The following is a 23,161-nucleotide window of genomic DNA, read 5'->3' as shown; positions in this document are numbered from 1 at the left end:
GCGCTACCGGTCGGTGAGGAGGGCGGCGTGACGGGTGCGCAGTTCGCGTTTGAGCACCTTGCCGGTCGGCCCGAGCGGGAAGTCCTCGGCCGTGCGGGCGATCCGGACGGCGGCGAGGGCGGCCAGCCCGGCGTCGGCCAGCGCCGCGTTGGCCGCGGCCCGGACTTCCTCGGCGGTGGCCTCGGCCGCGTCGGCCTGCAACCGGACCACGGCGACGGGCTGTTGGCCGGGGCCGGAGCCCGCGGGGACGCCGACGACCGAGCAGTCCTGGACGAGGCCCGCGCAGTCGGCCAGCAGCACCTCCTCGATCGGCAGGCTGTAGACCGGGCCGGTGGCGGTGTCGATGACGTCCACCGTGCGGTCGAGGTGGTAGTAGCGGCCGTCGGCGTCGCGGCGGGCGACGTCGCCGGTGAGCCAGTAGCCGGACAGTTCGAAGCTCGCGGTCAGCCGCTCGTCGTTCCAGTACCCCGGTGTCAGGGAGGGGGCGTCCACGGCGAGCAACCCGACGGCGCCGTCCGGGACTTCGGTGCCGTCGTGGTCCAGGACGGCGGCCCTGCGGACGACCTCCAGCGGCTTGCCGACGCAGCGGTCGTCGCGGGCGCTCTCCGGGGTGGTGACCTGGCCGAACAGCGCCATGCCCATCTCGGAGGAGCCCAGGCCGTCGATGAACTGCGAACCGGGCAGGGCGGGTTGCTCGGCCTTCTCGTGCGGCAGCAGCCAGGGGCGGATCAGTCCGGCGGGCCGCTCCCCGAGGGTGACCAGGCGGCGGATGTGCCCGTGGTGCGCGCTGTCGCCGGTGTTGAACCAGGAGTGCACCCGGGCCGCGCCCCGCACCGGCAGCTCGCCGGTGGCGAGTTCGACGAAGGTGCGCGGGAAGGAGGCCACCATGGTCGGCCGGAAGGCCTCCATCACCGGCTCGACGACGGCGCGCCGCCAGTCGGACATCACCACGGTCGGCAGGCCGAGCAGGACGGCGGTGAGGAAGTAGCTGAGACCGCCGGCGTGGGTGTGCGGCATCAGCGACATCAGCCGGTCGTAGGGCTCGGCGGGGAAGCGCACCATGCGCGGCTGCTTGCCGTCCCAGAAGGCCCGGTGCGCCAGCATGGTGGACTTGGGCGTGCCGGTGGTGCCGGAGGAGTGGATCAGCGCCACCACGTCCTCGGCGGCGTGCCGGTACGGGTGGGCGGCGGGCAGGGCGACGGCGGCGGCGTCGAAGGCCCGCACCTCCGCGGCGAGGGCCAGGAAGCGCGGGCGGCGCTGCGGGTCCTCGCGGTAGGCGGCGGCCAGCCGGGTGGTGTCGTCGGCGACGACACCGACCACCCCGACGTGGTCCAGGTAGCGGACCATCACGTCGTGCCGCATCGCGTCGTTGACGAGCGCGGGGACGGCGCCCAGCGAGGTGAGCGCGAGGAAGTGCAGCAGCGGCTCCAGGCCCTCGCCGATGACGACGGCGACCGGCTCGCCGGGGCGCACCCCGTTGGCGTGGTACCAGGCGGCGTAGCGGTCGCGCAGGGCGACCAGGTCGAGCAGGCTGTGGCCGCGCAGCACGACCTCGCCGCGGTGGTCGGTGCGGTGGGTGAAGACGAGCGGGACGGACCGGTGGGGGTTCGCCGCGACCGCGTGGTCGAGGAAGTTGCCCGCCCCGAGGTCGGGTTCGGTCATCAGTCGCTCGCGGGCGGCGAGGGGCGCGATGGGACTCTGGTCGCTCATGGCGGTCTCCGGGCGTGGGGTGCCGGGCGCGGGCTCTCGTGGAACGGCGCCTGGGAGGGGGTGAGGGGGTGCCCGCGGGCCCGTCGGGGCGTGCGGGCGGTGGGGAAGAGCGGGGACGGCGGGACGGTGGTGACGCGGGGCAGGGGCGTTCCGGGTGACGGGTGACGGGTGACGGGTGACGCGGGCCGGGCCGGTGGCGGGTCAGGCGCGGTCGAGGATCTCGGCGACCACCCGTCGGCCGGAGCGGATCGCGCCCTCCATCAGCCCGAAGAACGCGGTGCTGGTCTCGGTGCCGGCCCAGTGCACCCGCCGGTGCGGCGCGGTCAGCGTCGGGCCGAGCCGCACCCAGTCGCCCGGCCCCAGCAGGGCGGCGTAACACCCCTGGCTGTACGGGTCGTTGAGCCAGTCGGTGACGTGGAAGCCGATCGGCTCGGGGAGCATCGGGAACAGCCGCGCCGCCTGGGCGAGGGCTTCGGCGCGCTGCTGCTCCGGGGTGAGCGCGCCGAAGCGGTGGGCCTCGGCGCCGGTGACGAAGCCGGTCAGGACGCCGATCCCGCTGCCGGGGGAGTCGTCCACGGTGGAGAGCAGCGGCCCCCGGGCGTTGACCGACCAGCCGGAGAGGCCGTTGTCGCGCCAGAGCGGCGCCGGGTAGACCAGGTGGACCTTGACGGCGCAGCCGCGGGCGGTGCGCTCCCCGGCCCGGGGCACCGGCGGGGCCGGCTCGTGGGCGATCGCGTCGGCGAGCAGCGGCGGCAGCGCCAGCACCGCGACGTCCGCCCGGTACGCGCCGCGCCCGGTGTGCACCGTCACCGCGTGGTCGTCCTGGTGGACGGCCCGGACGGCCTCGCCCAGCCGCACGCGGTCACCGAGGCGCTCGGCGAGCCGCTCGCACAACTGGTGGGCGCCGCCGTCGATCCGGTCCTGCTGGGCGCCGCCGGCGAAGGCGTTGAGGTAGCGCAGGCCGCCGCCGGAGCGCAGGTAGAAGGCGAGGTGCAGGACGGAGACGTCGGCCGGATCGGCGGCGCACATCTCGCCCAGGAAGAGCGGGAAGAACAGCCTGGCGTCTGGGTGGGCGAGGTGCTGCTCGGCCCAGTCGGCGGCGGTCAGGGTGTCCAGCCGTTCGGCGTCCGGGGTGAGCCAGGGGGCTTCCGGCCGTACGGCGGCGGTGAGTTCGGCCAGCCGCTCGAACAGGTCGCCGAGGGCGACGGCGTCGAGCGGGGGGAAGCGGCCGTCCCGGGTGGCCGCCGTGGTGCCCTTCGACGCAGGGGCGGCCGGGGCGTCGTCGGCAGTCGGGTCGAGCGCGAAGCGGCTGGCGCCGAGCATCGTGGTGGGGACGGTCTTCAGCCCCAACTCCGTTATCAGCGCGTGCAGTTCGGTGTGCTTGTCGCCGAGGTAGGCGGCGCCGGCGTCCACTCGGGTGCCGGGGGAGGCCTCGATGCCGTGGGTGCGTCCGCCGACCCGGTCCCGGGCCTCCAGGACGGTGACGTCGATCCCGTGTGCCACCAGCCCGTCGGCGGCGGTGAGGCCCGCCAGGCCGGCACCGACCACGACCGCCGATCTTCGCCGGCCGTCGGCTCCGCGGCCGTCGCGTCTGCGGTCCTCGCTCATGCGGCGGCCGTGATGCGCTGCGCGAGGCGGGTCGGGGTGGGGGCGAGCAGGAAGTCGTCGAAGCCCAGCTCGACGCCGTGGGCGCGGGCGACGGCGCTCAACACCCGGGTGGCGACCAGCGAGTCGCCGCCGAGGTCGAAGAAGTCGGAGTCGGCGGTGACGTCCTCGCGTTCCAGGACGCGCCGGAAGACGGCCACCAGGGCCTCCGCGGTGGCGGGTGTGCTGAGGTCAGTGCTCAAGGGAGGTCTCCTTCGACCTGTCGGGGGCAGCCGCGTAGCGCAGGTGGCAGCCGGCCCGGTCGATCTTTCCGCTCGGGGTGTGCACCAGGCGGGGCACGACGGTGATCCGGCCCGGCACGAGGTGGCCGGGCACCCGGTCCCGCAGGTAGGACAGCAGGTCGCGGTCCAGCCGTCGGGCCGGGGGTTGCGGGCGCGCCATCACGTACGCGACCAGGGTGGTGCGGCCGGCCGCGGTGGCGCCGGTGACGGCGGCGGCGGTGACGTCGGGATGCCCGGTGAGGTGCGCCTCGACCTCGGCCGGGTCCACCCGGATGCCGCGGACCTTCAACTCGCCGTCCAGGCGGCCCTGGTGGGTGAGCAGTCCGTCCGGATCGCGGCTCATCCGGTCGCCGGTGCGGAAGAACCGCGCGCCGTCCAGGGTGGTGAACCGCGCCGCGGTCGCCTCCGGCAGGCCGAGGTAGCCGAGCGCGACGGCGGGGCCTCCGATCAGCAACTCGCCCTGCTCGTCGAGCCGTTCGACGACGTGCGGCAGGGCGTGGCCGATCGGCGCGCGGGTGGTGCCGTCCCAGGTCCGCCCGGGGGCCCGTGGGCCGGCGAGGTCCACGGCGTGGGTGATCTGGGTGGTCTCGGTGCAGCCGTAGGTGTTCAGCAACCGGATCGCCGCGGTGGGCAGCCGGGCCCAGTCGGCCAACCGGGCCGGACCGGCCGCCTCCCCGCCGATCACCAGCAGGCGCAGGCAGGACGGCAGTCGGTCGCCCGACTCGACCAGGTGGTGGACCAGTTCGTGCCAGAAGGCGGTCGGCAGGTCCAGCACGGTGATCCGCTCGCGCTCGACCGCCCGCAGGAACCGGGGGAACGAGCCGCTGTGCGCGTCCCGGTCCATGACCAGGGCCGCGCCCGTGGTGAGCGTCGGGAGGATCTCCTCGAAGCAGGTGTCCCAGTTGAGCGAGGCGAACTGGAGCACCCGGTCCTCGGGGGTGAGGTCGAACAGTCCGCCCAGTGCGCGGGCGGTCGCCGCGACCGCGCGGCGCGGTGTCACGACGGGTTTCGGCTGCCCGGTCGAACCCGACGTGAAGAGAATGTAGGCCGGTCGGTCCGGGTCGTGTTCCGGACCGCTCCCGGCGGGGTTCGCCGGGAGGGTTCCCGGGGGGTCCCCGGAGATTTCCGTCGGTTCGGGTAACCCCCTTAATGGAAGGTCGAGTCGGAGGATGTCACCGGTGCTGCCGGACACCGCCGTACGGCACCGGGCGGCCGCCGCCATGGCGTGCCGGCGGGCCGTCGGGAATGCCGGATCGACGGGGCAATAGGTGCCCCCGGCGGTCAGCACGCCGAGAAGTGCGACCACCGTTTCCGGCGTGTGGAGCGCCGGCACGGCGACCGTGCCGGGATCCGGGCCCAGGCGGGTGGCCAGGGCGTTCGCCGACTCCAGGAGCCGGCCGTAACTCAGGGCGTGTCCGTTGTGGACAATCGCCGGACGACGGGGATTTCGACGTGCGATATCGCTGAACACGTCGAGCAGGTCGGGGACGACCCGGAGGGAACCACGATTAATTGACATGCCCGCCCCAAATGGCGCTGAGAAGTGCTCATCCGTGCTCGGCGAACGGCGACTCTACCTTCGAACATGCGTGGCGACAATGGATGTTGAGGGTGTTCTTCCAAGGGGTCGTGGCAGAACTGTGAACCACCCTCGGGCGGTACGGTCGTTCGGGTAAGGACGGCGTCGGGCAACGCCTCTGACGTCACATCAGCACCGGCGGGCGGTACCTGCCCGCCCTTGTTGTCCGTCACCGCCCTTGTTGTCCGTCACTGCCCACCGGTGTCCGTCACCGCCCACGGGTGTCCCGGGCGCGACAACCACACGCGGGTCCCGTCGCGTGTAACCGGCGGGGACCGCAGGTCCGTCACCGATTCGAGGGAGAGGAGCCTCATGGCGTCCGTCAAGGAGAGACTGAGCACCGCACGGGGCCAGGCGTTCATCGGCCGGGAGGAGGAGGTCGCGTGCTTCGCACGGGCCCTGGCCGGGGATCCGCAGTCCCCGTTCGTCTTCTCCGTGGTCGGTCCGGGCGGCATCGGCAAGTCCACGCTGCTGCGCCGCCTGGCGGACTGCGCCCGGGCGACCGGACGGCTGCTCCTGGAACTGGACGGCCGCTTCGTCAGCCGGGACCCGGCGGACTTCGAGCGGGTCGCCGCGCCGTTCCTGGACGTCCCCGGCACGGTCCTGTTCGTCGACTCCTTCGAGCACTGCCAGTGGCTGGAGAGCTGGCTGTGGCAGCGCTTCCTGCCCCGCGCCGCCGACGACACCCTGGTGGTCCTGGTGGGCCGGCAGGCGCCCCAGCCGCAGTGGACCGCCGATCCCGCCTGGGCCGGCCTCCTGCACGTCCGTGAACTGCAGCCGTTCTCCGCGGAGCAGGCCCGGAGCCTGCTGACCACGGCGCAGGTGCTGCCCGAACTGCGCGAGCGCGTCCTGCGGTTCGCCGGGGGCAACCCGCTGGCGCTGTCGCTGGCCGCCGCCGCCCGGGTGTCGGACTGGAGCCGCGAGGACGTCTGGGCGCCCTCGGCCGACGTGCTGCGCACCCTGCTCTCGGGCCTGATCGGCGAGGTGCCGAGCGCGGCGCACCGCCGCGCCCTGGAAGTCGCCGCGCAGGCCCACTCCACCTCCGAGGAACTCCTCGCCTCGGTGCTGCCCGGCGAGGACGCCCACGTGCTGTTCGCCTGGCTCCGGGGCCTGCCCTTCATGGAGTCCACCCACCGCGGACTCCACCCGCACGACGCCGCCCGCGAGACGCTCGCCGCCGACCTGCGCTGGCGCGCCCCCAACGCCTTCCTGACGATGCGCGGACGCCTCGCCGAGGAGTACCTGCGCCTGCTGCGCGAGGCCCCGGAGGAACGGGTCTGGACCGTCACCGACGAGCTGTTCTACCTCTTCCGGGACGGCGAGATCGTGGCCCGGACCCGCACCTGGTCCCGGGAGGAGGAGGTGCACGACCGGCCGCTGCACCCGGACGACCTCGACGTCGTGCTGCGGATGGCCGAGCAGACCGAGGGCCCGGCCTCGGCGGAGCTGGTCCGCTACTGGGCGCAGCGCCAGCCGCAGGCCTTCAGCGTCTACCGCCTGGTGAGCACCGGCCGCGTCGTGGCGTTCACGGCCCGCCTCGCGCTGCCCGCCCCCGCCGACCCGCAGGACGTGGCCACCGACCCCGTCGTGGCCGCGGCCTGGGCGTACACCGAGGCCACCGCACCGGTGCGCCCGGGCGAGCACATCGGCATCAGCCGATTCACCGTCTACCCCGAGCGGTACCAGGTGCCCTCGCGCGTCATCGACCTGAGCAGCTCCCGCGCCCAGGCCGAATCCGCCCGGGCCCGCGCCCGCGCCTACGGCTTCGCCGTCTGGCGGGACGCCGAGGCGTGGTCCGCGCGCGTCAGGGGCAGCCTCACCGACACCGGTGCACGGCCCCGGGTCGGCGGGCACACCTACGGCGTGTTCGGGGTCGACTGGCGCCGGGTGCCCGTGGAGGCCTGGCTGCGCCACTTCATAGCGGCCACGGCCGTGCCCGCCCAGGCGGGCCCGTCCGGGGTCTCGCGCAACGCGTTCGACCAGGCCGTGCGGGAGGCCCTGGTGCACTGGCGCGACGCCGGTGCCTTCGCGGCCTGCGCGCTGTTGCGGGCCCGGCTGGCGGCGGACCTCGACGATCCGGTCGAGCAGCTGCGCGCCCTGCTGCGCCGGGAGGTGGACGAGCTCGCCCGTGACCCGCGCGGTGCGCGGGCCCGGGAGGCCCTGACGGCGGGCTACTTCTCCGGTGCGCCCACCCAGGAGGCCGCGGCCCGCCGCCTGGGCCTGCCGTACGGCACCTACCGGCGCCACCTGCGCCAGGGCCTGGACCTGCTCTGCGAGGCGCTGTGGCAGCAGGAGCTGTTCGGGCCGCGCTGAGCCCGGGGGCCCGGGCCACGCGAGGCCGCCGTCCCTGTTCCTGCTGAGCCCGCGGGCCCGGCCGGCGGGAGCGGGTGGACAGGTGCGGACAGCGGTGGACAGTCCTCGCCCCGCCCGGGCCTGGCAGGTGGACAGCGCCCGGTCCGAGTCTGTGCGGCATGAACGTTGCGTACGGACACAACGGAGCGCGCCGGTCCGCCCGACCGGGGGCGGCGCTCGGGGCGCTCGCCGCGGCCCAGTTCACGGTCATGGTCGCCACCTCGATCGTGAACGTCGCGCTGCCGCAGATCCGCGCCGGCACCGGCCTCTCGGACGGCGGCGTCACCTGGGTGGTCAACGCGTACGGCCTGGCGTTCGGCGCGCTGCTGCCGGCCGGCGGGCGGGCGGCCGATCTGCTCGGCCGCCGCCGGGTGCTGACCGCCGGGCTCGCGCTGTTCGCGGCCGGCTCGCTCGCCGCGGGACTGGCCGACTCCGCGGGCCCGCTGATCGCCGCCCGGGCCGTCCAGGGCCTGGCCGCGGCGGCGATCGCCCCGGCCGCGCTCGCCCTCGCGGTGGAGCAGTTCCCCTCCGGCCCCGGGCGCGGCCGGGCCCTGGGGGTCTGGGGCGCGGTCTCGGGCGCGGGCGGGGCGGGCGGCGTCCTGCTGGGCGGTGTCCTCACCGAGGCGTGGGGCTGGCCCTGGGTCTTCCACGCGGTCGCGCTCGGGTCGGTCCCGGTGCTGGCCGCCGTGGTGGCGCTCGTACCGGCGGAGCCGCCCCGGGCGGCCCGGCGCGGGGCCGGGCGGTTCGACCTGGCCGGCACCATCGTCGTCACCCTCGCCCTGACCGGCCTGGTCTGGGGTCTGACCACCGCACGCGGAGCAGGCTGGGGCGACCGGCGGGTGGTCGGATCCCTGGGCGCCGCCGTCGTCCTGCTCGCGGCCTTCACCGTGATCGAGCGCCGCCGGACGAACCCGCTGATCCCGCCGCGGCTGCTCACCACCGGACGGGTGGCCGTGGGCAACCTCCTGATGGCGCTGCTGGGTTCGGTGTGGATCGCGCTGTTCTTCTTCCTGCCGCTCCACCAGCAGCAGGTCCTCGGATCGGGGCCGCTCGCCACCGGGGCGGCCCAACTCCCGCTCGCCGCCGCCAACATGCTCGGCGCCGCGCTGGCACCGCGGCTGTCCCGGCGGGTCGGGGCGACCACGACGCTGGTCGCCGCGCTGCTCACCGAGGCCGCCGGCCTGCTGTGGCTGGCCCGGATCAGCGCCGACGGCAGCTACGCCACCGACGCCCTCGGCCCGAGCCTGCTGGTCGGGCTGGGCCTCGGCACCGCCTTCGTCGGACTCACCGCGCTCGCGGTGGACGGCGTGCCGCCCCGGGACTCCGGGCTGGCCGGGGGACTGGTCAACACCACCCGCCAGGTCGGCGGCGCGATCGGCCTCGCCGTCCTGACCACCCTCGCCGGGTCCGTCACCGCCCACGCGGCCGCCCACCAGCCCCACCGGGAGGCCCTGGCCGCCGGCTTCCGCACCGCCTTCGCGCTCTCCGCCGGCGTGCTGGCCGTCACCGCGCTGCTGGCCGTACTCCTGGTGCGCCGCACCGGCGGGAGGGCCGCGACGGCCGGGCCCCCGGTGCCCGAGCCCCCGGCACCCGGGCACGAGCCCGGGTACCAGCCCGAGCCCGAGCACGAGGGCGGCCGGGCCCGTGCCGAACTGCCCGGCTGACACCGGGCCACCGACCGACCGACCACCCGACTGACCGTCCACCCGACCGACCATCCACCCGACTGACCGTCACACCCATCGAAAGGGCTCTCGGCATGACCGCCAAGCCGTACCTGACCGGCCACTACACCCCCGTCGCCGACGAGATCACCGCCACCGGCCTGACCGTCGAGGGCACCCTGCCCCCGGAGCTCAGCGGCCGGCTGATCCGCAACGGCCACAACCCCAAGCCCGGCGTCACCCCCACCCACTGGTTCAAGGGCAGCGGCATGGTCCACGGCATCCGGCTGCGCGACGGGCGAGCCGAGTGGTACCGCAACCGCTGGGTGCACACCCCCGCCCTGGACGGCGCGCCGTACCTGACCGAGCACGGCCCGGACCTGACGGCCAGCGTCGCCGGCACCCACGTCATCGAGCACGCCGGGCGGCTGCTGGCGCTGTGCGAGGCCAACCTGCCCTTCGAGCTGACCCCCGAACTGGAGACCGTCGGCGCCCACGACTTCGGCGGCAGGCTGCGCACGGCGATGACCGCGCACCCCAAGGTCGACCCGGTCACCGGCGAGCTGCACTTCTTCGGCTCCTCGCCCGTCCCGCCGTTCCTGACGTACCACGTCGCCGACGCCGAGGGCGAGATCATCCGCAGCGTCGAGGTCCCCGGGGCGAGCGCAGCCCTGAAGCACGACTTCGGCCTGACCCGCCACCACGTGGTCTTCATCGAGGGCAACGTGACCTTCGACCCCGCCGAGCACTCCGGCATCCCGTACGGCTGGCGGGACGAGCAGCCCGCCCGGATCGGCCTCATGCCGCGCGCCGGGGACGGCGCCGGGCGGATCCGCTGGTTCTCCATCGAGCCGGGCAACCTGCTGCACGTCGGCAACGCCTACGAGGACGGCCTGGGCCGCGTCGTCCTGGAGGGCCCCACCGTGGACGCGGAGGGCTTCCGCCGCTCCTGGAACTGGTGGGTCGGCGCGCCCGGGCGCGGCAGCGAGCCGCTCTCGCGCTCGTTCAACCGCCGCTGGGTGGTCGACCCGGCCGCCGGCACGGTCGACGAGCAGATCATCGACGACCTGCCGGTGGAGTTCCCCACCCTCAACGAGGAGTACCTCGGCGCCGAGCACCGCTACCAGTACGCCGTGTCCTTCCCCGACGACGAGGGCTACGGGGAGTACGGCATCGTCAAGTACGACCGGGTCACCGGCGCCCGCCGGATCCGCCGGATCGGTGACGCCCGACTGCCCAGCGAGGCCGTGTTCGTGCCCGCCGCGGGTGCGACCGGCGAGGACGACGGCTACCTGCTCACCGTCGTCTCCGACCTCAAGCAGGACGCCTCCCAGCTGCTCGTGCTGGACGCCTCCGGCCTGGACCGGGTGGCCACCGTGCACCTGCCGCGCCGGGTCACGGCCGGCATCCACGGCTCCTGGATCCCCGACCACGGGCCCGACGCCGACGCGGACCGGGGCTGATACGGACCGGGGCCGACCCGGACCGGGTGCGGAAACCCGCTGCCGGGCCGCCGCCCCGTCGCCGCCCGGTCACCCTCGGGTGGCCGGTGGCCGGGGGCCGGGGGCCGGGGGCCGGTGGCCGGGGTGCCGGGTGGCCGGGGTGCCGGGTGGCCGGGGTGCCGGGCGGCCGGGCGGCCCGGCCGCCCGGCGGTCGGCGGAGGGCGACCGGCCCCGGCGGTGCGGGCGTCAGGACCCGATCGGGGCCTCCCAGGCCAGCCGGGTGCCGCCGCCCTCCGCCGGTCCGACGGTGAAGGACCCGCCGACCCGCTCCGCACGCTCGGCGAGGTTGCGCAGGCCGCTGCGCCGCCCGCCCTCGGGCACGCCGACACCGTCGTCCGTGACGGTCAGCACCACCCGCCCGGCGAGGGCGCGCAGCGTCACCTCGACCCGGGAGGCCTGCGCGTGCCGGGCGGCGTTGCTGAGCGCCTCGCCGAGGACGGCCACCACGTGCTCGGCCAGCTCCTGCGGCACGTCGGTGTCCAGCAGGCCCTCCATGCTCAGCCGGGGCGCCAGGCCGAGCGGCCCCTGCGCGTCGGTGACCACCCGGGTGGCCCGGGCGCGCAGGCCCCGGTCGGGCTCGCTGTGGGCGCGCAGGCCGAAGATGGTCGAGCGGATGATCTTGATGGTCTCGTCCAGGTCCGCCACCGCCCGGGCCACCCGGTCCGCGGCGGCCGGGCTCTCGATCAGCCGGCCCGCGCTCTGCAGCGTCATCCCGGTCGCGAACAGCCGCTGGATCGCCAGGTCGTGCAGGTCCCGGGCGATCCGGTCACGGTCCTCCAGCAGGTTCAACTGCTCGGCGTCACGCCGCCGTTCGGCCAGCTCCAGGGCGAGCGCAGCCTGGTCGGCGAAGCCCAGCAGCGGGCCGGTCTCCTCCGGCCCGAACGCCGGCTGCCCCTGCGCCCGGGCCAGCAGCAGCACGCCCCGCCCGTACCCGGAGCCGGTGCCCAGCGGCACCGCCACCGCCGCGCCCAGCCCGTCGAACCGGCCCGCCGGGCCGGCCGGGAACCGGGCGTCGCAGGCCAGGTCGTCACTGGTCACCGGCGAACCGGAGGCGTACGCGGCGCCGGACAGCGTGCCGTCCACCGGCACCGTCACCCCCAGCCGCCCCGACGGCACGCCGCCCAGGGCCACCTCCACGGCCAGTTCCTCGGCCCGCTCCTCCGGACCGGCCAGCGCCACCGACACGTCCGCCAGCTCGGCGCCGGATATCTCCCGGGCCCGCCGGGCGATCAGCTCGACCACCTCCAGGCGCGGCGCGCCCGACAGCAGGCTGCGGGTGATCTCGGTGCTGGCCCGCAGCCAGCGCTGGCGCAGCTGCGCCTCCTCGTACAGCCGGGCGTTGTCGATCGCCACCCCGGCCGCGACCGCCAGGGTGGAGATCACCGCCTCGTCGTCCTCGTCGAAGTCCAGCCCGCCGCGCTTGTCGGTGAGGTAGAGGTTGCCGAACACCTCGCCGTGCACCCGGACCGGCACCCCCAGGAAGGTGTGCATCGGCGGGTGACTGGCGGGGAAGCCGACCGAGGCCGGGTGGTCGGACAGCACCGGGCAGCGCAGCGGCTGCGGCTCGCGGATCAGCTCGCCGAGGATGCCCCGACCGGACGGCGGCGGGCCGATCGCGGCCATCTCCTCGTCGGTCAGACCGACCGTCAGGAACTGGGACAGCGAGTGCCCGTCCGGACCGATCACCCCCAGCGCGCCGTAGCGGGCGTCGACCAGGTCCGCCGCCGCCTCGACGATCCGGTGCAGCGCCTGGGCCAGATCCAGCTCACGGCCGACCGCGAGCACCGCCTCCAGCAGGCTGTGCACCCGGTTCTGCGTCCCGCGCGCCGCGTCGATCCGCCACTGGAGCTCCTCCAGCAGCTCGTCCAGGCGTAGCCGGGGCATCCGCGCGCCGCCACCCGCCGCGCTGCCGTCCGCTCCGCCCACCGCTGTCCTCCTCGTGTTGCGCCCTGACCGGCCGAGCCCGCCCCCGGCCCGGCTCGGGTGCCGTCCGACCAGCGGGATCTCCCCGTTCACGGTAGTGCCCGCGGGGCGGTGAGCGGTACGGCGGGGTCGGATCCGGGCTCCGCCGGATCGGGCCTTTGGTCCCGAGCCCGGGGGCCCTGCGGCCCCTGCCGCCGGTACGGCGCGGCTGACAGGGTGGGGACGGAGCGGACGGGGCGTCAGCACGCGCCGTATCCTGCGCCCGAACCGCCGAACGCGACACCGTGGAGGACGCTCATGAACGAGCGGAACGAGTTGACGTCAACCGTACTGGCCGGGGTCGACGGCTCGCCGCAGAGCACCGCCGCCGTGCACTGGGCCGCCGGGGAGGCGGTGCGCCGGGGCGCGTCGCTGCGGCTGGTGCACGCGTGGCCGTGGCTGACCGACGGCGTCTCCTCGTTCGCCGAGCCCGACGACCTGCCCGACGTCGTCCAGCGGACCCTGGCCGAGGCGGCCGAGGACGTCCGCGGGCGCCACCCGGAGCTGGCCGTGCAGACCGACGCGGTGCTGGACGCGCCGGTCGACGGCCTGGTGGCCGCCGCCGCGGACGCCGAACTGCTGGTGCTCGGTTCGCGCGGCCGCGGCGGCTTCACCGGGCTGCTGCTCGGCTCGGTCGGCATGGCGGTGGCCGGCCGCAGCGGTGTGCCGGTGGTCGTGGTGCGCGACGCCCACGAGGGGGCGCAGGACACGGGCGAGGTGGTGGTCGGCGTCGACGCGCACGGCGCGGAGGAGGAGGTGCTCGACTTCGCCTTCCGTGCGGCCGTGCTGCGCGGCGCCCGGCTGAGGGCGGTGCACGGCTGGGACCTGCCGCCGGTGTTCGGCTACGCGGGCGGGGCCGTCCCGGCGGGCGAGATCGAGCAGCTGGAGGCGCTGGAGGCGAAGCTGCTCTCGCTCGCCCTGGCCGGCCCGCGCGAGCAGTACCCGGGCGTCGAGGTGGTCGAGGACGTCCGGCTGGGCGACGCCCGCGCGCTGGTCGAGGCCTCGGCCGGGGCCTCGCTGGTCGTCGTCGGCCGGCGGAACCGCCCGGTCGACTTCGGCCCCCGGCTCGGCCGGGTCGCGCACGCGGTGCTGCACCACGCCGAGGCCCCGGTGGCGGTCATTCCGCACGGGGCTGACGGCTGACGGCTGACGGGGGCCCGAGGACGGGCCCTTGGGCCTGGCGGACGGGGGGCCGTACGGCTCTGTCGTCCGCCGGGCCGGGAGCGCAGGCTCGGTAGCAGGGAGGACCACGCGGTCGCGCCAGTGGACCGCTCTCCGGCCGAAGGAGTGGATCGTCATGACGCGCGCCCAAGCACCGACCCCGGTGCCGAACCCGGGGCCGAACCCGGTTCCGGTGCCGAACCCGACCCGGGCCCCGGCCCCGCCCGCGGCGCTCGGCCCGGCCGAGCTGCGGCTGCTCGCCGCCGCCGGCGGAGCGGCGCCGTCGCTGCACAACAGTCAGCCCTGGCGCTTCGCACCGACCCCTGACGGCCACGGCCTCGCCGTGCACGCCGACCCCGGCCGCTCGGTGCCGCTGGCCGATCCGGTCGGCGCCGCGGTGCACATCGCGGTCGGCGCGGCCGTGTTCAACCTGCGGGTGGCCGCCGGGCGGCTCGGCCGCGAGCCGGTGGTCCGGCTCCTCCCGGACGCCGCCGACCCCGGCCTGCTCGCCGTGCTCGACCTCTCCAGCCCGGCCCGGGAACGGACGCCCTTCGGCCGCGACCTCCACCCCGCCATCGCCGCCCGGCACTCCAGCCGCGAGCCGTTCACCCAGCGCGACGTCCCCGAGGCCGTGCTCGGCGAGCTGATCACCGCCGCCCGTGAGGAGGGCGTGGCGCTGGCCGCCCTGGAGGAGGACGGCGTGCGGCGGGTGCTGGCCCTGACCGCCGAGGCCGAGCAGCGCAACGCCGCCGACCCGGCCCGCACCGCCGAGTCCCGCGCCTGGCTGCGGACGGACGGCGCCGCGGCCGGGGACGGCATCCCGTGGTCCGCGCTCGGCTCGCAGGACCACGACGCCCGGGTGCCGATGCGCGGGTTCGCCGGCCGCCCGCCGCTCGCACCCGCGCCGCCGTCCCACCGCTTCGAGGCGCTGCCGCAGCTGTGCACCCTCACCACCCCCGGCGACGGCCCGCCGGACTGGCTGCGCACCGGCCAGGCGCTGGAACGGGTGTGGCTGCTGGCCACCGTGCACGGCGTCCGGCTGACGGTCTGGCACCAGGCCGTCGAGTGGCCGGACACCCGATGGGCGTTGCGCGATCCGGCGGAGGGGCCGGGGCACGTCCAGTTGGTGCTGCGGGTCGGCTACGGCCCGCCGGGTGCGGCCACGCCCCGCCGCCCGGTCACGGAGACGCTGGACGGGCCGGCGGGGGACTGAGCGGTCCGGCGGGGGACTGAGCGGTCCGGCGGGCCGCTCGGTGCGCGGCAGCTCGGTACCCGGCTACTCGGTACGCGGCTGCTCGGCGCGCGGCCGGTCGGTACGCGGCCGGTCGGACGGCGCCAGCACCTGTGCCCTGAGCCGCAGTTCGGGGCTGCGGCGGAAGGTCAGGGTGAACTGCACCCACTGGCCGGCCCGCAGCGGTGGCGGGTCGGCGATCATCAGGTCGGCGTCCTCCGGGGACATCGCCAGCTCGCCGCCGCCCGGGACGGCCAGCGACGACGCGGGCTCCCAGCGGCCCGCCGTGCCCTGGTGGAGGTGCCGCTTCGGCGTGATCCTGCCGCCGAACTCCCAGTGGGCGCCGGTCAGTTCGTCCGGAACGTCACCCGGGTTGCGGACCGTGAAGAAGGCTGCCGTCGCGGCCGAGGCCGCGCCCGCCGCCGGGAGCAGCACCCAGCCCGGCCCGGCCTCCAGCGGGCGGGTGCGGCCTGCCCCGCCGACCGCCGTCCACCCGGTGAGCAGCACCAGCGCCAGCGCGGCCGCGCCGACCGGCGGCCCCACGGCCGCCAGCCGCTGCCGCGTGCGCACCGACAGGCTTCCGCCGCGCCGCCCGGCCGTCTCCCGCGTGCGCACCGACAGGCTTCCGCCGCGCCGCCCGGCCGTCTCCCGCGCGCTCACCGGAGGCCCCCCGTCCGGCCGCGCGGGCGCCCCCCGCGCGCCGGTCCGCCCCGCCCCGGCTCCCAGGTCCGCAGCCGCAGGCTGTTGCCCACCACGAGCAGCGAGCTGAGCGACATCGCCACCGCCGCCAGCATCGGGTTGAGCAGCCCGACCGCGGCCAGCGGGATCAGCACCAGGTTGTAGCCGAAGGCCCACAGCAGGTTGGCCCGGATCGTGGCGAGGGTCCGCCGCGCCAGCCGAACGGCGTCCACCACCGCCTCGATGTCGCCGCGCACCAGGGTCAGTCCGGCCGCGCCGATCGCGGCGTCGCTGCCCGAGGCCAGCGCCACCCCCAGGTCGGCCGAGGCCAGTGCGACCGCGTCGTTGACGCCGTCGCCGACCACCGCCACCGTCCGTCCGGCGGCGCGCAGTTCGGCCACCACCTCGGCCTTGTGCTCGGGCGAGGCCGAGGCCACCACCCGCTCGATGCCCAGGTCCCGCGCCACCGCGCGGGCGGCTCCGGGGCCGTCCCCGGTGAGCAGGACGGCCTCCAGGCCCATCCCGCGCAGCCGGTGCAGCGCCCGCCAGCTGCCCGAGCGCAGCGTGTCGCCGACCGCCAGGACGGCTGCGGGCCGCCCGTCCAGCTCGACGGCGACGGCCGTCCGGCCCGCCTCCCCGGCCTGCGCCACCGCCTCGGCCAGGTCCGGGGGCAGCGCGGTGTCGTCCGGGCGCACCACCCGGACGGCCCGGCCCTGGACGGTGCCGGCCACCCCGAGCCCGGCGGCGGCCGCGAAGCCGTCCACGGCGGGCAGCTCGCCGCACCGCTCCCGGGCGGCGGCCGCGACGGCCCGGCCGATCGGGTGCTCGGAGCGGTGCTCGACCGCGCCCGCGAGCCGCAGTGCCTCCTGCGGTGCGACGCCGTCGGCGGCGGTCACGGCGGCCAGCTCCATCCGGCCGGTGGTCAGCGTCCCGGTCTTGTCCAGCACCACGGTGTCCACCCGGCGCAGGCTCTCCAGCACCTCCGGGCCGCGCACCAGCACACCGAGCTCCGCGCCCCGCCCGGTCGCCGCCAGCAGCGCCGTCGGCGTCGCCAGCCCGAGCGCGCACGGGCAGGCCACCACCAGCACCGCGACGGCCGCCGTCACCGCCGCCTGCGGGGCGGCGCCCGCGCCCACCCAGAAGCCCAGTACGGCGGCCGCGATCGTCAGCACGCAGGGCACGAACACCCCGGCCACCGCGTCGGCCAGCCGCTGCGCCCGCGCCTTGCCGGCCTGGGCGTCCGCCACCAGGGCGGTGATCCGGGCCAGTTGGGTGTCCGCGCCGACGGCGGTGGCCCGGACCACCAGCGCGCCGCCGACGTTCACCGTCGCGCCCGCCACCCGGTCCCCGGGGCCGACCTCCACCGGCACGCTCTCCCCGGTCAGCAGGCTCAGGTCGAGGGCCGAACCGCCCTCGACCACCACCCCGTCGGTGGCCACCCGCTCACCCGGACGCACCACGAACTCCTGCCCCGGCAGCAGCAGTTCGATCGGCACCGGGCGCTCCTCGCCGTCCGCGCCGCGCAGGCACACCTGCTTGGCGCCCAGCTCGGCCAGCGCCCGCAGCGCGGAACCGCTGCGCCGGCGCACCCGGCCCTCCAGCAGCCGCCCGGCGAGGACGAACAGCGGCACCCCGACCGCCGCCTCCAGGTACACGTGCGCCGTGCCGCCGCCGTCGGCGGTCAGCGAGAACGGCATCCGCATGCCCGGATCCCCGGCCCCGCCGAACACCAGCGCGTACGCCGACCAGCCGAAGGAGGCCACCACGCCGAGGCTGACCAGGGTGTCCATGGTCGCCGCCGCGTGCCGCAGCCCCTGCCACGCCCGCCGGTGGAACGGGGCCGAGCCCCAGGTCACCACCGGGACGGCGAGTGCGAAGCAGACCCACTGCCAGGCGGTGAACTGCAGTGCGGGCACCATCGACAGCACCAGGACCGGGACGGCCGCCAGGGCGGTGACCAGCAGCCGCCACCGCTCGTCCGGCTCCTCCACCGGCCCCCCGACCGGCGCTCCCCGCGGCGCCAACTCGGCGGTGTAGCCAGCCCGTTCGACCGCCGCCACGAGATCCTCGACCGGCACCCCGGCCGGGTGCAGCACCCGGGCCCGCCCGGTCGCCAGGTTCACCCCGGCCGTCACCCCGTCGATCCGGCCCAGCCGCTTCTCCACCCGGCCCACGCACGCCGCGCAGGTCATCCCGCCCACCGCGAGGTCGGTGGACACCAGGGCGTCGGCGTCCGCGACCGCGCTCACCGCGTCCCGCCCATGCCGTGCCCGTCCATGCCGTGCCCGCCCGTCCCCGGCGACGCACCGCCGCTGCCCGGCCGCAGCCCGGGCGCCACCGGCCCCACCTGCCGGCCCACCCCGTAGGCCACCACGAACACCACCACCAGCAGCAGGGCGAACCCCGCCAGCACACTCGACGGCCGGACACCCGGCGATTTCGCACTCACCCCACAGCAGTCGGACGCGCCCCGCGATCGGTTCCCGTACGCTCCGAGAATCCCGCGCGCAGGCCTCGGAAATAATCGGATGACGGGCCGGGCCCGACGGAGTAGCGTCCGGGACGGCGCCTCCCGATGCGCTCGGCCCCGGTTACTTCATCTGACAAAAACAAGTGCCCCCGGTGCCACTTCGATCCCGGGAGGCGCCCGCCTCGGCGTGCGCCCGCACCCTCCCTTCCCCAGCCTGACCACCCACCAGGGGGACCTCTGCATGACCCGGTTCAGCCGCGAACGGACCAAGGCCGACACCAGGGCCGAGATCCGGCGAGAACTACCGGGACTCACCAGGCGCGGGGTGTCCTCCCCGCTCGCCACCGACGGCCTGTGGCCGGTCCCCGAGGTCGCGCACCTGCGGTCGGCACCGCCGCCCTTCCTCTCCCGCAAGCCGGCCGCCCCGAGCAGGGCCCCGGGCACGGCGATCACCAACCACCAGGGCGGAACCGGGTACGTCCGCGAGCCGAAGTCCGAGCTGTTCCTCCTCGCCGTCGCCCACCTGTTCGGCCAGGAGAGCTTCTACGAGGCGGCCGCCGAGCGCGACGAACGCTACGTCCGGCTGATCCGCGAGCACGCCGTGAGCGACCCGCAGTGGACCCTCGGCCTGCTGCGCTGGCTGCGCGCCGAGGCCCGGATCCGGACCGCCGCGGTGGTCGGGGCGGCCGAGTTCGTCCACGCCCGGGCCGCGGCCGGCGCCGCCGGACACTCCCGGCAGGCCGTCGACGCCGTGCTCCAACGGCCCGACGAACCCGGCGAACTGCTCGCCTACTGGACCGGCCGGTACGGCCGCCGACTGCCCCAGCCGCTGCGCCGCGGCATCGGCGACGCCGTCCGCCGGCTCTACACCGGCCGCGCGCTGCTGAAGTACGACACCCCCTCGCACGCCTTCCGCTTCGGCGACGTCCTGGAGCTCACCCACCCCGCGCCCGACCCGGCGAAGCCCTGGCAGGGCGCGCTCTTCCGGTACGCCCTGGACCGCCGCCACCGCCCGGAGCACGCCCTGCCCCCCGCCGACGAGCGCCTGCTGACCGCCCACCACGCCCTGCTCGACGTTCCGCCGGCCGACCGCCGGGCGCTGGTCACCGAACCCGGCGGGGTGGAGCGCCTGGCGGAGGCCGGGATGACCTGGGAGGCGCTGGCCGGCTGGCTGCAGGGCCCGCTGGACGCCGCCGCCTGGGAGGCCGTCATCCCCTCGATGGGGCCGATGGCGCTGGTCCGCAACCTGCGCAACTTCGACCAGGCGGGCGTGGCCGACGAGGTGGCCGCGGCGGTGGCCCGCCGGATCGCCGACCCGGAGGAGGTGCGGCGCTCGCGGCAGTTCCCGTTCCGCTTCCTGGCCGCCCACCGGGCCACGCGCCCCTCGAAGTCGTCGCACTCCTCCCGCTGGTCGGAAGCGCTGGAGACCGCCCTCGGCCACTCGCTGGCCGGGGTGCCCGCGCTGCCGGGCCGCACCCTGGTGCTGGTGGACCGCTCGGGCTCGATGTTCGACCAGCCGTCGGCCCGGAGCCGGCTCAACCGGGCCGACACCGCCGCGGTCTTCGGCACCGCGCTGGCCGTCCGGGCCGAGCAGGCCGACCTGGTGCAGTTCGGCACCGGCAGCGGGGTCGTCCAGCCGGAGGCGTCGGTGCTGGAGACCCTGCGGCGCTTCCGCAACCTGGGCGGCACCTCCACGGCCGCCGCGGTCCGGGCCCACTACCGGGACCACGACCGGGTGGTCGTGGTGACCGACGAGCAGGCCCACTGGCCGTCGCAGAACGTCTTCGCGCCCGTCCCCGAGGACGTCCGGGTCTACACCTGGAACCTGGCGGGCTACGCCGCCGGCCACAGCGCCCCGGGCCCGCACCGCTACACCTTCGGCGGCCTCAGCGACGCGTCCTTCGCGCTGATCCCCCTGCTGGAGCGCGGCGACAGCGCCGCCTGGCCCTGGGACTGACTGCCCGGCCCCGGGACTGACCGCCCGGCCCCGGGGTGGATCAGGGCCGTACGCTGCGCGGCCCGGTCACCGCGGCGCCCAGCGCGCCGACGCGGGCGCGCAGCTCGCGGTCGGCGGTGGCCACCAGGCAGTCCCGCTCGGGGTGCTCGGCGCGGGCGGTCCGGACCAGCTCCACGATCCGGTCGTCGCCGCTGCCGCTCGCCTCGACCACCCGCACCGCGGGCAGCCCGGTGACGCCCCGGGCCGCGCCTTCCACGACCAGCACCACCTCCAACGGGCCCGGCCGGTCCGGCAGGCCCCGCTCGGCGACGGCGACCAGCGCGTCCCGCAGCCGCTCGGCGGCGCCCCGCCGGTCCCGCCACCAGCCGTCGGGCACCGACCCGACCACGTTCGCGCCGTCCACCACCAGCAGCGTCGGCCTGCCCTCGTGTCCCATGACCGCCAAGCCTGCCACCCCGCACCGCCCCCGGCCGAACCGGCACCGCGACCGGCGCCGTGACGGCGATTCACGCCGCAGGAGCTCGTGGACGGCATCGGGCAGAGCGACGTTGTCGGCGCGCAGGGCGGAGATCAGCGACAGCTGGGCGGAGACCCTGGCGGCGACGATCCGCCCGCGGGCATGGCAAAGCACCGATCCGCCGGGTCGGTCGGATCGGTGCGATGGGGGAGTGGTCGGGTCGCGGTGATGAGGCCGGTGTCGTCAGGTGACGTCGTCAGGCGGTGTCGTCGGCCAGGGTGATCCGGATGCCCACGGTGCCGCGCTCGCCGCGGCGCAGCCGGCTGCCGAGCAGGGTGAGCACGCCGAGCAGGCCGTACTTCTGACGCAGCAGGGTGCGGTAGGCGGCGGTGCGCTCGGGGCCGAGGATCTCGGCGGTCGCCGGGTACTGGTCACCGGTCGGCCGGCCCTTGACGTCGCACGGACCGACCAGCACGTCGGCGCGGTTGCGGATCCGCTTGACCTTCCAGGAGTCCGCGACGGTCCAGATGCCGAGCGCCTCCCCGTCACGGACCACCCACACCGGGGTCGGCACGGTCGTGCCGTCCTTCTTGTACGTGGTGACGAGCAGGTAGCTCCCGGAGGAGAGCCGGACGATCCGGGCGAGCCGGTCCGAGGCGGAGGGGTCGGGCGTGGTCATGGCCGGAATTCTAGAGGGGATCGGCCCTCGGCCGTGCCGACCGGCCGTGGACCGCGCCGCAGGTCAGCGTCCTCAGCGCGGCCGGCGGGTGCGGCCGGTGCGCAGCAGGGCCCGGGCGCGGCGGGTCAGCCGTCGGTGGCCGCGGCCGCCGACGCCGGTGGCGCCGCCCACCGCGGTCGCGCCGCCGCCGCGGTACGCCGTGACGGCGCCGGCCGGGGCGTGGGCGGGTGCGGTGCGGCGGAGCGCGGCGGTGCGGACGCCGGCCCAGACGGCGAGGGCGGTGCCGAGGACGGCGGCCGTCCAGACGGCGGGGGCGGCACCGGGGTCGTCGCCGCCGATGACGGGCGGCTGGGCCCAGGGCGGCAGCTGGGAGGCGGCTGCGGCCTCCGGGGCCCCGGGGGCCTCCGAGGGACCCGCCGAGGCGCCTGCCGAGGCGCCTGCCGACGGGCCCGCCGACGCGGCCGGTGCGCCGGTGTCCTCGACGAGCTGCCCGACCGGCTGGACCTTCCCGAGCGCCCCGAACCCCCAGTCGAGCAGGGCGGCGGCCTCGTCGTAGACCTTGCCGTTCGCCTCGGGGTGCATCACCGTCACCAGCAGGGTGCGGCCGCCCCGTTCGGCGGCGCCGGTGAAGGTGGCGCCCGCGTTGGTGGTGTAGCCGTTCTTGACGCCGATCAGGCCCGGGTACTTGCCGAGCAGCTTGTCGGTGTTGGCGATGTCGAAGCTGGTGCGCCGGCCGGTGAGCGTGTCCAGCCCGCCGGGGAAGCGCGCGGTGCGGGTGGCGCAGTAGGAGCGGAAGTCGGCGTTGCGCAGCCCGGCGCGGGCGAAGAGGGTGAGGTCGTAGGCGGAGGAGACCTGGCCGTCCATGTCGTAGCCGTCGGGGGAGACCACCTTGGTGTCTCCGGCCTGCAGCGTTGCGGCGCGGGCCTGCATCTCGGCGACGGTCTGCTTGACGCCGCCGTTCATGTGGGCGAGGACGTGCACGGCGTCGTTGCCGGAGGCGAGGAAGACGCCCCGCCAGAGGTCCTCGACCCGGTACGACAGGTTCTCCTTGACGCCGACCAGGCTGCTGCCGGCGCCGACGTCGGCCAGTTCGGCCGGGGTGACCCGGTGTTCCAGCGAGCGGTCGAGCTTGGGCATCACGGTGTCCGCGAACAGCATCTTGAGCGTGCTGGCCGGGGGCAGTTGCAGATGGGCGTTGCGGGCGGCGAGCACCTCGCCCGTCCCGGCGTCGGCGACCAGCCAGGACCGGCCGCTCAGCTCGGACGGCAGCGCGGGCGCTCCGGCGAGCGGCGCGACCTGGACGTCCGGGCTGCCGAGCCGCTCCCCGCCGACGACACCGACGACGCCGGTGCCGCCGCCGCGTATGAGGGCCGCGAGGGCCATCGGCGTGCCGACGGCGAGCACCAGCACCGTGGCGGCGGCGCCGGCCGCGGCCCGGGTGACGTACGGGGGCTTCTGCTGCACACACTTGGGCTGCACATACTTGGGCTGCACACCGCGAACGTACCCGGGCCGCCGTCCGGCCGCCGTGCCTGCTGCTCCGTCCGGTGCCTTCTCCCGGTGCCCTCAGCCGGCGCCGCCGTGCGCGACTTTGGTGGTGCCGGGCCGCGCCGAAAGTCGGATGACCGTGCGGTGGCGGATTCCTAGGCTCGGGGGTATGAAGACCCTGCTCGGCTACCTCGGTTTCGTGCTGATCCTCGGCGGCGCCTCCGGCCTGCTGTCCGGTTGGCTCGGGGGTTTCCGGCTGTTCGGCTTCGTCCGCCTCCTGGTGCCGCACGGCCACGAGACCGCCGGGTACGCCGTCCTGCTGGCGCTCGGCGTCCTGCTGGCGATACCGGCCGCTCGCCGCGGCTGAGGCGGTGCCGGCGTCCCG

Annotated in this window: 18 protein-coding genes; 7 read left to right on the top strand and 11 right to left on the bottom strand. The window is 76.2% G+C overall.

Going from position 1 to position 23,161, the window contains the following annotated elements; genetic code table 11:
• Positions 1 to 3 precede the first annotated feature (3 nt).
• The 4 genes from ACIGG8_RS31490 to ACIGG8_RS31475 form a co-directional block, all read right to left on the bottom strand.
• Positions 4 to 1,710, bottom strand: a complete 1,707-nt coding sequence (locus tag ACIGG8_RS31490) for a class I adenylate-forming enzyme family protein (RefSeq protein ID WP_396552091.1) — start codon at positions 1,708 to 1,710, stop codon at positions 4 to 6.
• Between the two features lie 201 nt (positions 1,711 to 1,911).
• Positions 1,912 to 3,318, bottom strand: a complete 1,407-nt coding sequence (locus ACIGG8_RS31485; protein WP_396552090.1) for a flavin monoamine oxidase family protein — start codon at positions 3,316 to 3,318, stop codon at positions 1,912 to 1,914.
• Positions 3,315 to 3,557, bottom strand: coding sequence for a phosphopantetheine-binding protein (locus ACIGG8_RS31480; protein WP_396552089.1), 243 nt, complete (start codon positions 3,555 to 3,557; stop codon positions 3,315 to 3,317). Before ACIGG8_RS31480 ends, ACIGG8_RS31485 begins: the two co-directional genes overlap by 4 nt.
• Positions 3,547 to 5,115 carry an AMP-binding protein gene (locus tag ACIGG8_RS31475; protein WP_396552088.1) on the bottom strand — a complete coding sequence of 523 codons (1,569 nt, stop codon included), beginning with the start codon at positions 5,113 to 5,115 and terminating at the stop codon, positions 3,547 to 3,549. The genes ACIGG8_RS31480 and ACIGG8_RS31475 overlap by 11 nt, the downstream gene beginning before the upstream one ends.
• 372 nt (positions 5,116 to 5,487) lie before the next feature.
• Between ACIGG8_RS31475 and ACIGG8_RS31470 the strand changes: the two genes are divergently transcribed.
• From ACIGG8_RS31470 to ACIGG8_RS31460, 3 genes are all read left to right on the top strand, one after another.
• Positions 5,488 to 7,488 carry an ATP-binding protein gene (locus ACIGG8_RS31470; RefSeq protein ID WP_396552087.1) on the top strand — a complete coding sequence of 667 codons (2,001 nt, stop codon included), beginning with the start codon at positions 5,488 to 5,490 and terminating at the stop codon, positions 7,486 to 7,488.
• 158 nt (positions 7,489 to 7,646) lie between these two features.
• Complete coding sequence (locus ACIGG8_RS31465; RefSeq protein ID WP_396552086.1) at positions 7,647 to 9,191, top strand: MFS transporter; 1,545 nt, start codon at positions 7,647 to 7,649, stop codon at positions 9,189 to 9,191.
• Positions 9,192 to 9,286: 95 nt separating this feature from the next.
• Positions 9,287 to 10,654 carry a carotenoid oxygenase family protein gene (locus tag ACIGG8_RS31460; protein ID WP_350525232.1) on the top strand — a complete coding sequence of 456 codons (1,368 nt, stop codon included), beginning with the start codon at positions 9,287 to 9,289 and terminating at the stop codon, positions 10,652 to 10,654.
• 225 nt (positions 10,655 to 10,879) lie between these two features.
• Here ACIGG8_RS31460 and ACIGG8_RS31455 read toward each other — a convergent pair whose 3' ends face one another.
• Positions 10,880 to 12,577 carry a GAF domain-containing protein gene (locus ACIGG8_RS31455; protein ID WP_396552118.1) on the bottom strand — a complete coding sequence of 566 codons (1,698 nt, stop codon included), beginning with the start codon at positions 12,575 to 12,577 and terminating at the stop codon, positions 10,880 to 10,882.
• A 336-nt stretch (positions 12,578 to 12,913) separates the two neighbouring features.
• Between ACIGG8_RS31455 and ACIGG8_RS31450 the strand changes: the two genes are divergently transcribed.
• Both ACIGG8_RS31450 and ACIGG8_RS31445 read left to right on the top strand, forming a co-directional pair.
• Positions 12,914 to 13,798 carry a universal stress protein gene (locus ACIGG8_RS31450; protein WP_396552085.1) on the top strand — a complete coding sequence of 295 codons (885 nt, stop codon included), beginning with the start codon at positions 12,914 to 12,916 and terminating at the stop codon, positions 13,796 to 13,798.
• Between the two features lie 154 nt (positions 13,799 to 13,952).
• Entirely contained in the window at positions 13,953 to 15,029 is a 1,077-nt protein-coding gene (locus ACIGG8_RS31445; protein WP_396552084.1) for an Acg family FMN-binding oxidoreductase, read from the top strand.
• A gap of 63 nt (positions 15,030 to 15,092) precedes the next feature.
• Here the strand turns inward: ACIGG8_RS31445 and ACIGG8_RS31440 are convergent, their stop codons facing one another.
• From ACIGG8_RS31440 to ACIGG8_RS31430, 3 genes are all read right to left on the bottom strand, one after another.
• Positions 15,093 to 15,617 carry a copper chaperone PCu(A)C gene (locus ACIGG8_RS31440; protein WP_396552083.1) on the bottom strand — a complete coding sequence of 175 codons (525 nt, stop codon included), beginning with the start codon at positions 15,615 to 15,617 and terminating at the stop codon, positions 15,093 to 15,095.
• 86 nt (positions 15,618 to 15,703) lie between these two features.
• Positions 15,704 to 17,974, bottom strand: coding sequence for a heavy metal translocating P-type ATPase (locus ACIGG8_RS31435; RefSeq protein WP_396552082.1), 2,271 nt, complete (start codon positions 17,972 to 17,974; stop codon positions 15,704 to 15,706).
• The gene (locus tag ACIGG8_RS31430; RefSeq protein WP_350525237.1) at positions 17,971 to 18,174 is read right to left on the bottom strand and encodes a hypothetical protein; all 204 of its coding nucleotides are present in this window, start codon (positions 18,172 to 18,174) and stop codon (positions 17,971 to 17,973) included. Before ACIGG8_RS31430 ends, ACIGG8_RS31435 begins: the two co-directional genes overlap by 4 nt.
• Before the next feature lie 262 nt (positions 18,175 to 18,436).
• Here ACIGG8_RS31430 and ACIGG8_RS31425 point away from each other — a divergent pair, with 262 nt between their 5' ends.
• Positions 18,437 to 20,152, top strand: coding sequence for a TROVE domain-containing protein (locus ACIGG8_RS31425; protein ID WP_396552081.1), 1,716 nt, complete (start codon positions 18,437 to 18,439; stop codon positions 20,150 to 20,152).
• Positions 20,153 to 20,192: 40 nt separating this feature from the next.
• Here the strand turns inward: ACIGG8_RS31425 and ACIGG8_RS31420 are convergent, their stop codons facing one another.
• From ACIGG8_RS31420 to ACIGG8_RS31410, 3 genes are all read right to left on the bottom strand, one after another.
• Positions 20,193 to 20,588, bottom strand: a complete 396-nt coding sequence (locus ACIGG8_RS31420) for an NTP pyrophosphohydrolase (RefSeq protein ID WP_396552117.1) — start codon at positions 20,586 to 20,588, stop codon at positions 20,193 to 20,195.
• Between the two features lie 277 nt (positions 20,589 to 20,865).
• On the bottom strand, positions 20,866 to 21,288 hold the full coding sequence (locus ACIGG8_RS31415) for a PPOX class F420-dependent oxidoreductase (protein WP_396552080.1): 423 nt from the start codon (positions 21,286 to 21,288) through the stop codon (positions 20,866 to 20,868).
• 72 nt (positions 21,289 to 21,360) lie between these two features.
• Complete coding sequence (locus tag ACIGG8_RS31410) at positions 21,361 to 22,782, bottom strand: D-alanyl-D-alanine carboxypeptidase family protein (protein WP_396552079.1); 1,422 nt, start codon at positions 22,780 to 22,782, stop codon at positions 21,361 to 21,363.
• Between the two features lie 163 nt (positions 22,783 to 22,945).
• Here ACIGG8_RS31410 and ACIGG8_RS31405 point away from each other — a divergent pair, with 163 nt between their 5' ends.
• Positions 22,946 to 23,143, top strand: coding sequence for a hypothetical protein (locus tag ACIGG8_RS31405; RefSeq protein WP_350526818.1), 198 nt, complete (start codon positions 22,946 to 22,948; stop codon positions 23,141 to 23,143).
• Positions 23,144 to 23,161: the final 18 nt, after the last annotated feature.

The sequence above is a fragment of the Kitasatospora sp. NPDC085464 genome, from assembly GCF_044541955.1.
Classification (GTDB): Bacteria; Actinomycetota; Actinomycetes; order Streptomycetales; family Streptomycetaceae; genus Kitasatospora.
This window is presented reverse-complemented; position numbering and strand designations above follow the sequence as displayed.